Origin of the sequence: Streptomyces sp. NRRL B-24572 (genome assembly GCF_002156145.1) — a bacterium.
GTDB lineage: Bacteria > Actinomycetota > Actinomycetes > Streptomycetales > Streptomycetaceae > Streptomyces > Streptomyces vietnamensis.
Genome location: NZ_MWIG01000347.1, coordinates 1 through 8,144 on the forward strand (window position 1 = coordinate 1; position 8,144 = coordinate 8,144).

The 8,144-nt window shown below is 71.9% G+C and carries 6 protein-coding genes and 1 pseudogene; 3 read left to right on the top strand and 4 right to left on the bottom strand.

Going from position 1 to position 8,144, the window contains the following annotated elements; genetic code table 11:
* Positions 1-126 precede the first annotated feature (126 nt).
* Positions 127-600, top strand: a pseudogene (locus CCN56_RS21270) (CAP domain-containing protein); the annotation flags it as partial.
* A gap of 174 nt (positions 601-774) precedes the next feature.
* Positions 775-2,730 (top strand): APC family permease, encoded by a 1,956-nt coding sequence (locus CCN56_RS21275; protein WP_086829071.1) that lies wholly within the window; start codon positions 775-777, stop codon positions 2,728-2,730.
* Between the two features lie 19 nt (positions 2,731-2,749).
* Here CCN56_RS21275 and CCN56_RS21280 read toward each other — a convergent pair whose 3' ends face one another.
* Both CCN56_RS21280 and CCN56_RS21285 read right to left on the bottom strand, forming a co-directional pair.
* The gene (locus CCN56_RS21280; RefSeq protein ID WP_086829073.1) at positions 2,750-3,331 is read right to left on the bottom strand and encodes a TetR/AcrR family transcriptional regulator; all 582 of its coding nucleotides are present in this window, start codon (positions 3,329-3,331) and stop codon (positions 2,750-2,752) included.
* A 65-nt stretch (positions 3,332-3,396) separates the two neighbouring features.
* A complete protein-coding gene (locus CCN56_RS21285; RefSeq protein ID WP_086829081.1) occupies positions 3,397-4,887 on the bottom strand; it encodes a serine/threonine-protein kinase in 1,491 nt (496 codons plus the stop codon).
* Positions 4,888-5,083: 196 nt separating this feature from the next.
* Here CCN56_RS21285 and CCN56_RS21290 point away from each other — a divergent pair, with 196 nt between their 5' ends.
* Entirely contained in the window at positions 5,084-6,256 is a 1,173-nt protein-coding gene (locus CCN56_RS21290; protein ID WP_086829075.1) for an agmatine deiminase family protein, read from the top strand.
* 12 nt (positions 6,257-6,268) lie between these two features.
* Here CCN56_RS21290 and CCN56_RS21295 read toward each other — a convergent pair whose 3' ends face one another.
* Positions 6,269-6,655 (bottom strand): VOC family protein, encoded by a 387-nt coding sequence (locus CCN56_RS21295; RefSeq protein WP_086829077.1) that lies wholly within the window; start codon positions 6,653-6,655, stop codon positions 6,269-6,271.
* A gap of 337 nt (positions 6,656-6,992) precedes the next feature.
* Positions 6,993-8,144: serine hydrolase (locus tag CCN56_RS21300; protein WP_086829079.1), on the bottom strand; the 1,152-nt coding region annotated here is incomplete at its 5' end.

An 8,144-nucleotide genomic window follows, 5' to 3' on the forward strand; every position in this document is an offset into this window, starting at 1 on the left:
CACCTGCTGGGCGGCGGAACCGGAATCGGAAGCGGAACCGGAATCGGATCCGGATGTCGGCCGTGAGGCGGTGGGGGCGGGAGCGGGCGCGGTCGTGTGCGGCGTACGCGTCGGCCGGGGCGGCGCCGGCCGACGCGTACGCCGCACACGACCGCGCCCGCTCCCGCCCCCACCGCCTCACGGACGACATCCGGATCCGATTCCGGTTCCGCTTCCGATTCCGGTTCCGCCGCCCAGCAGGTGATCGGTCTCGTCAACGAGGAACGGGCCAAGGCGGGCTGCGGGCCGCTGACCGAGCACCCCCTGCTGACCAAGGCCGCCCAGGGGCATTCCGACGACATGGCCGCGCGGGACTTCTTCGACCACACCAACCCCGACGGCGACGGCCCCGGCGAGCGCATCACGGCCGCCGGATACACCTGGTCGTCGTACGGCGAGAACATCGCGAAGGGCCAGACCACCCCGGCGCAGGTGATGGACGCGTGGATGAACAGCCCCGGCCACCGGGCGAACATCCTGAACTGCGGTTTCAAGGAGATCGGCATCGGCCTCCACACCTCCGGCGGCCCCTACTGGACGCAGGCCTTCGGCAGCCGCTGAGGGCGGCGGGGCCCGGCGGACGGGTCCGGTGTGATGAGAACGACGTCCGACAGGGGGATCTTGACGCTTCCCTGACGCGTGACCCCGTATCGGCGGCTCGGCGTCTGTTTAGGCTTGCCCGGCCGTCCGTCGGATGGCCGAAAGTCGATACCTACCAGCACCCAGGGACACCCGATGGCCACCACCGATGACGCACGCTCCGGACGATTGCGCGCGTGGATGCTGGAGGGCCTCTCCGACATGGGGAAGGGCAAGCCCTCCCGCCCCAAGGAACCGGCCCCGGACGCCGGACACAAGGGACAGCGCTGGTGGCGGGTGATGTGCCTGACCGGTGTCGACTACTTCTCCACCCTCGGCTACCAGCCCGGCATCGCCGCCCTGGCCGCCGGCCTGCTCTCCCCCGTCGCCACCATCGTGCTCGTGATCGTCACCCTGGCCGGCGCGCTGCCCGTCTACCGGCGGGTGGCCGAGGAGAGCCCGCGCGGCGAGGGCTCGATCGCGATGCTGTCGCGACTGCTGTCCTTCTGGAAGGGCAAGCTCTTCGTCCTCACCCTGCTCGGCTTCGCCGCCACCGACTTCCTGATCACCATCACCCTGTCGGCCGCCGACGCCTCCACCCACCTGGTGGAGAACCCCCACCTGGAATCGGCGCTGCACGACAAGCAGATGATCATCACGCTCACGCTGGTCGCCCTGCTCGGCGCGGTGTTCCTCAAGGGCTTCCTGGAAGCCATCGGCGTCGCCGTCTTCCTCGTCGGCGTCTACCTCGCCCTGAACGCCGTGGTCGTGGTCAGCGGCCTGTGGCACGTGATCACCGAGGGCCACGTCGTCACCGACTGGACCGCCGCCCTGACCGCCGAACACGGCAACGTCTTCGCCATGATCGGCGTCGCCCTGCTCGTCTTCCCCAAACTCGCCCTCGGCCTGTCCGGCTTCGAGACCGGCGTCGCCGTCATGCCCCACGTCCAGGGCGACCCGGCCGACACCGAGGCCAGGCCCACCGGCCGCATCCGCGACACCAAGAAGCTCCTGACCACCGCCGCGCTGATCATGAGCGTCTTCCTGATCTGCACCAGCTTCATCACCACCGTCCTCATCCCCGCCAAGGAGTTCGAATCCGGCGGCAACGCCAACGGCCGCGCCCTGGCCTACCTGGCCCACGAGTACCTGGGCAACACCTTCGGCACCGTCTACGACGTCTCCACCATCGCCATCCTCTGGTTCGCCGGCGCCTCGGCGATGGCGGGTCTGCTCAACCTGATGCCCCGCTACCTGCCCAAGTACGGCATGGCCCCGCACTGGGCCCGCGCCGTGCGCCCGATGGTCATCGTCTTCACCCTGGTCGCCTTCCTGGTGACCTGGATCTTCGACGCCGACGTCGACGCCCAGGGCGGCGCGTACGCCACCGGTGTCCTCGTCCTGATCTCCTCGGCGGCCATCGCGGTGACCATCGCCGCCCGCAAGGCCGGCCAGAAGGGCTGGACCATCGGCTTCGGCGTCATCTCCGCCGTCTTCCTCTACACCACCGTCGTCAACGTCATCGAGCGTCCCGACGGCGTGAAGATCGGTGCCTGCTTCATCGCCGGCATCATCCTCATCTCCCTCCTGTCCCGACTCGGCCGCGCCTTCGAGCTGCGCGTCACCCACATCGACCTCGACGAGATGGCCGAGCGCTTCATCCAGGACATCTCCCGCCGCACCCCCCGCTTCATCGCCAACGAACCGGACAAGCGGGACGTCGCCGAGTACCGCGACAAGATCGAGCAGATCCGCGCCGACAACGATCTGCCGACCACCGAGGACTTCGTCTTCCTCGAGGTGACGGTCACCGACCCCTCGGAGTTCGAGGCCGGCCTGACCGTGCGCGGCGAGGTCATGCACGAGCGCTACCGGGTCCTCACCGTCGAGTCCTCCTCCATCCCGAACGCGCTGGCCGCACTCCTGCTGCACTCCCGCGATCTCACCGGCGTCCGCCCGCACATCTACTTCGAGTGGACCGAGGGCAACCCCTTCGCCAACTTCCTCCGCTTCTTCCTCCTGGGCCAGGGCGAGGTCGCACCGGTCACCCGCGAGGTCCTGCGGGAGGCGGAACCCGACCGGGACCTCCGGCCGCGCGTCCACGTCGGCTGAAAGCGGGGGCGGGAGGGCGTCAGGGCTGTCGCAGCCGGTACAGCTCCACCTCGACGGCCTCCCGCATGAGGGTGCGCGCGTGATCGATGGCGAGGCCGCCGCTCAGCCAGCGCATGCTCAGGCCTTCGAGGAGGGCGGTGAGCCGCTCCGCCGCGGCGGCGAGCGCGGCCGCGGGCGCCATGGGCTGCACCTGGCCCAGGAGCCCGGCCACCTCCTGCACCCACACCAGGGTCGCGCGGGCGAGGTCCTCGCGCAGGACGGGGTCGAAGACGGCGCTCGCCCTCAGCTCGCCCCAGGCCGAGCTGTTCTCCCTCACCTCCGGCGTGTCCTGGAGTTCCAGGAGGAGGACCTGGTCGAGCTCCTCGCGCGGGCCGAGCGGCTCGGCGTCGGGGTCCCGCTCGGTGGTGTACCGCTCGGCGCGGTCGTTGATGAACTCCAGCGTGTGGCGCAGGATTCCGGTGCGGTCCTTGAAGTGGTAGTAGATCAGGCCGGTGGAGACCCCGGCCTCGGCGGCCAGTTCCTCCACGCGGAGCCCGCGGACCCCGCGCCGGGCGATCACCCGGGCGGCCGCTTCCAGGATCTGAGTACTACGAGACGCCATGTCAGAACCCTATCCGGAGCGACGGGCGGAGTGATCGGCAGCGCCGCCCCCGGCCGGCCCGCCGCTCAGCCGTCCTTCCGGTACTGGCTCAGGGCCACCGTGACCGGGCCCTCGCCCGGCGCCCCTTCGACGAGCCGCGCGATGACGAGCCGCCGGGCGTCGGGGCTGCGGACGCAGAAGGGCCGCTCGTCGGCGAGGTCGTCGAGGGGCAGGCTCGTGACGGGTTCCGTCTCGATGCCCCGCTCGCAGTCCCGGGGGCTCAGCACGTATCCGGAGGCGACGAAGGCGTCCGCCTCCTCGGGCAGCACGAACGCGCCCTTCTCGCGGGCCAGGTACCAGTCGGCGGTCTCGGCGGGGACCACCTTCCCGGTGCCGAGGTCGAACTCGTACGTGTCGTCGGGGGCGGTCAGCTCGATGTCGGCGTATCCCGGCGTGAACGAGGAGCCCGAGGCCGTCCCGGTTCCGTCGAGGTGGTACACGACCCCGCCCGCCGCCGCGAGCACGGTGACGGCCGCGACGCCCGCGATCAGGGCCGTACGCCCGCGTCGGCGACTCCGCCGGCGCACCGGTGCCTCGCCGGCGGGGCGTGGCTCCGGCACCCGCTCCGTGGGCACGGGGACGGCCGTGGCGGCGCAGGTGGGCCGGTCGTGGATCGACGGCGACGGCGTGCCGGGGGAAGCCGGCAGTTCCCTTCGCACCGCGCCCGGCAGCCAGCCCTCGGTGAACTCCGGGGCGGGGCCGACGGCCGGGTGCGCGTGGGCGGCGGCGATCAGTTCGGCCGGGGCGGGGCGCTCCTCGGGCCGCTTGGCGAGGCAGCGTTCCAGGAGGGGGTGCAGCTCGACGGGGACGCGGGAGAGGTCGGCCGGCTCGTGGACCACGCGGTACAGCGCGGCCGACTCGGGCCCGGCGCCGAACGGCAGCGCTCCCCCGGCCACGTAGGCGGCGAGCGCGCCGAGCGCGAAGACGTCGGTCGCGGGCGTCACCGCGAGGCCGAGGGCCTGCTCGGGCGCCATGTACGCGGCGGTGCCGATGGCCAGGCCGGTGCCGGTGAGCCCGGTGGCGTCGGCCGCCCGCGCGATGCCGAAGTCGATGACGCGCGGGCCGTCCTCGGCGATCAGGACGTTCGCCGGCTTGAGGTCGCGGTGGACGACGCCCGCGCGGTGGATGGCCTGGAGGGCCTCCGCGATCCCGGCGACGAGCAGCAGCACCGTACGGGCGGGAAGCGGGCCGTGGCGCTCGACCACCTGCTGGAGCGAGGGGCCCGGGACGTAGGCGGTGGCGAGCCAGGGGACGGGGTCGTCGGCCCCGTGGTCCACCACCTGCGCGGTGAAGAGACCGTGGATGCGGCTCGCGGCGGCGACCTCCTGGGCGAAGCGCCGCCGGAACTCGGGGTCGGCGGCGAAGTCCTCGCGCACCGCCTTGAGGGCGATGGGCCGCCCGCCCGGGGTGTGGGCGAGGTAGACGACACCCATGCCGCCGGCGCCGAGCCGGGCCTGGATCCGGTAGCCGCCGATCTCTCGGGGGTCGTCGAGCGCGGGAGGGTGCGTGGAGGGCATGGGCACGATCGTGCCGTTGACCAAAATTTCAGTCAACATGACCCAGGACCGGCCCCGGGCCGGCCTCCAACCAGGGGCCGGAGGCCGACCGGGCGACAACGCCCCGCCGCACCGTCCCTCCATTTGACTGAAAATCCAGTCAGTGTCACAGTGGCGTCGCGTCCACGGTTCTGCCAGCCCACGATCGGAGCACACCGTGTCCCACCGTTCCCCCTCCCGCCGCACGGCCCTGCGGGCCTTCGCCGGAATCGGCGGCGCCCTCGCCCTCGGCGCCGCCGCCTGCGGTCCCGAGGAGGCCGCGCAGGGCGGCACCGCCGCCGGCACGAGCCGCACCCCGGCCGGCACCGCCGCGGACGGCGAGCGCCGCTTCGGCGCCGAATGGGAGAGCCACACCCGTACGTTCATGTCCTGGCCCGCCCTCGCCTCCGTCTGGGACGCCGACCTCCCCCACGTACGGAAGGACATCGCCCGCATCGCCCGCGCCGTCGCGGAGTACGAGGCGGTCGTGATGATGGCCCGCCCCGACCAGCAGGCGGCGGCCCAGCGGGCGTGCGGCTCGCAGGTCGAGGTCGTTCCGATGGCCGTCGACGACCTGTGGGCCCGCGACACCGTCCCCGTCTTCGTGGAGGACGACGGCAAGGTCACCGGGATCGACTTCAACTTCAACGGCTGGGGCAACAAGCAGACCCACGCCGACGACGCCCAGGTGGGCCGCAAGCTGCTCGCCAGGTACGGCATCCCGCGCGAGCGGGCGCCGCTCACCGCCGAGGGCGGCTCCTTCGAGACCGACGGCGAGGGCACCCTCCTCGTCACCGAGAGCTCGATCGTCAACGACAACCGCAACCGCGGGAAGAGCCGGGACCGGATCGAGGACGAGCTGATCGACACGCTCGGCGTGGAGAAGGTCGTCTGGCTGGCCGGTGTCCGCGGCGAGGACATCACCGACGCGCACGTGGACAGCCTCGTACGGTTCACCGCGCCCGGTGTGGTCCTGCTCGACCGGGCGTTCCCCGGCACTCCCCCGGACTCCTGGTCCCGCTCCTCCGACCAGACCCGCTCGGTGCTGAGCAAGGCCACCGACGCCCGCGGCCGACGCTTCGAGATCATCGACCTGCCGCAGCCCGACCTCGACAGGATCACCGGCGGGGGCGACGACTTCGTGTCGACGTACGCCAACTTCTACGTCGCCAACGACTCCGTCTTCATGCCGAAGTTCGGCGACCGGAAGGCCGACGACCGCGCCCGCGGCATCCTCCAGGACCACTTCCCCGAGCGCGAGATCGTGCAGATCCCGATCGACACCATCGCGTCCGGCGGCGGAGGCATCCACTGCTCGACCCACGACCAGCCCGGCAAGCCGGCCGCCTGATCGCGGGACCGCTCAGGGCAGCTGGACGATCTGGATGAGGTTGCCGCAGGTGTCGTCGAACACCGCGATGGCGACCGGTCCCGCCTCCGTCGGCTCCTGGGTGAAGACGACCCCGAGGGCACGCAGCCGCTCGTACTCCGCGCGGACGTCGTCCACGGCGAAGGAGGTGGCCGGGATGCCGTCCGCGACGAGGGCGCGTGCGTACTGTCTGGCGGCGGGGTGCGCGTCGGGCTCCAGGAGCAGCTCGACGCCGTCGGGGGCCTCCGGCGAGACGACGGTCAGCCAGCGGTAGTCGCCGAGGGGGACCTCCGTCTTCTTCACGAAGCCCAGCTTCTCCGTGTAGAAGCTCAGGGCCTTGTCCTGGTCGTCGACGAAGACACTGGTCACGTGGATCCGCATGGCGTTCTCCTCGATGGGCTCGACGGGTTCGCGGCCACGTAACCACTGGCCCGCCGCCCCGCGGGAACCCGACACGCCCGGCGTACGGCTCCTCCGATCGCGCGGGTCTCACGACGCGTACCGCCGCCCGGTCCGGTCTCCCTGTCCGGTTCGAGCCCCCATGAGCAGGAAGACCTGGCACAGGCCGTCGACCAGGAGGCTCGTCATCGTCCATGCCCCGCGGGCACGCCGGCCGGGCTCCACGGGCGGCCGTCATGCCGGATCCGGGCAGGCTTCGGACGCATCGGCTGCCGGGCGACGCCCGATCGACGCACCGGCCCCCTCCCCCGACGAGGGGTCAGGTGATCGCCAGCGGGTCGTTCGGGGCGAGTGCGGCCGCGATGCGCCGGGCGACCACCTCGGCCATGTTGCCGTCGGGGGTGGTCGGGGTCTTCGTCGCGGAGACCGCGATGGCGAGCCCCTTCGACGGGAGGTACGCCTGGATCGCCGCGTACCCGGAGAACGACGGGTTCTGCAGCACCCACCCGTTGACGACGATGACGCCGAGGCCGAAGTGCTTGGCCTCGGTCTGCTTCAGGCAGATCGAGGCGGGGCACCTGGCGGTCCCGCCGCCGAGGCCGACCGTGCCCGGGTTCAGCAGCGTGCGGTACGAGCGGTACGAGAGGAGTTCGCCGCTGCCGATCGCCCGCGCCGACGTCGCCAGGTCGCAGATGTGGGTGGTGATGACCGCGCCGGGCGCGGTGGTCCACGAGGGGTTCCAGAAGGTGGACTCCTCGTAGAAGCCGCGGTCCGAGGTGAAGGCGTGCAGGACCGGGTCCGGGATGTCGGGCGTGAAGTTGTTCTGCGTGTTCCGCATTCCGAGGGGGCCCGTGACCCGCTCCCTCACCAGCCTGTCGATGCGGGTGCCGGTGATCTTCTCCAACGCGGCGACGAGGAGGAGGTAGTTGGCGTGGGAGTAGCTCCAGCTGGTGCCCGGCTCGTACCAGAAGGAGTGGCGGTAGGGGTACGCGAGGAGCTGTGCCGGGGTCCACTGGCGGAACGGGTGCGGCCCCAGCTCGGCGCCGAAGGCCGGGTCGGTGACGTAGTCGTGGAGGCCGGTGGTGTTGCTCGCCAGCATCCGCAGGGTGATCCGGTCCGCCTTGGGCACGTCGGGCAGCCACTGCTCCACGGTGTCGTCGAGGCCGACCCTGCCCTCCTCGACGAGCTGGAGGAGGACCGTGCCGATGTGGGCGAAGGCCACGGAACCGGCCCGGAAGTGCATGTCCGGCTCGGCGGGGACCCCGGTCATGGACTCGCCGAGGGCGTCGGTGAGGACCTCGCCGCCGTCGACGGTGACCCGCAGCTCGACGGACTTGAGCTTGAGGTCGTTCTTGGCCTTGCGGGTGATGTCCAGGATCCGGCGGGCCTTGCCGTCGAGGGGCCGCTCGGTCCGGACGCAGTCGCGCCCGCCGTGTCCGCCGGGGCCTTCGGGGCGCGACTGCGTCCGGAC

What these genes read in the sequence shown, in the direction of transcription:
- CCN56_RS21280 (WP_086829073.1), bottom strand. Translation starts at nt 3,331, where the DNA reads ATGGCGTCTCGTAGTACTCAGATCCTGGAAGCGGCCGCCCGGGTGATC.
- CCN56_RS21295 (WP_086829077.1), bottom strand. Translation starts at nt 6,655, where the DNA reads ATGCGGATCCACGTGACCAGTGTCTTCGTCGACGACCAGGACAAGGCC.
- CCN56_RS21275 (WP_086829071.1), top strand. Translation starts at nt 775, where the DNA reads ATGGCCACCACCGATGACGCACGCTCCGGACGATTGCGCGCGTGGATG.
- CCN56_RS21285 (WP_086829081.1), bottom strand. Translation starts at nt 4,887, where the DNA reads ATGCCCTCCACGCACCCTCCCGCGCTCGACGACCCCCGAGAGATCGGC.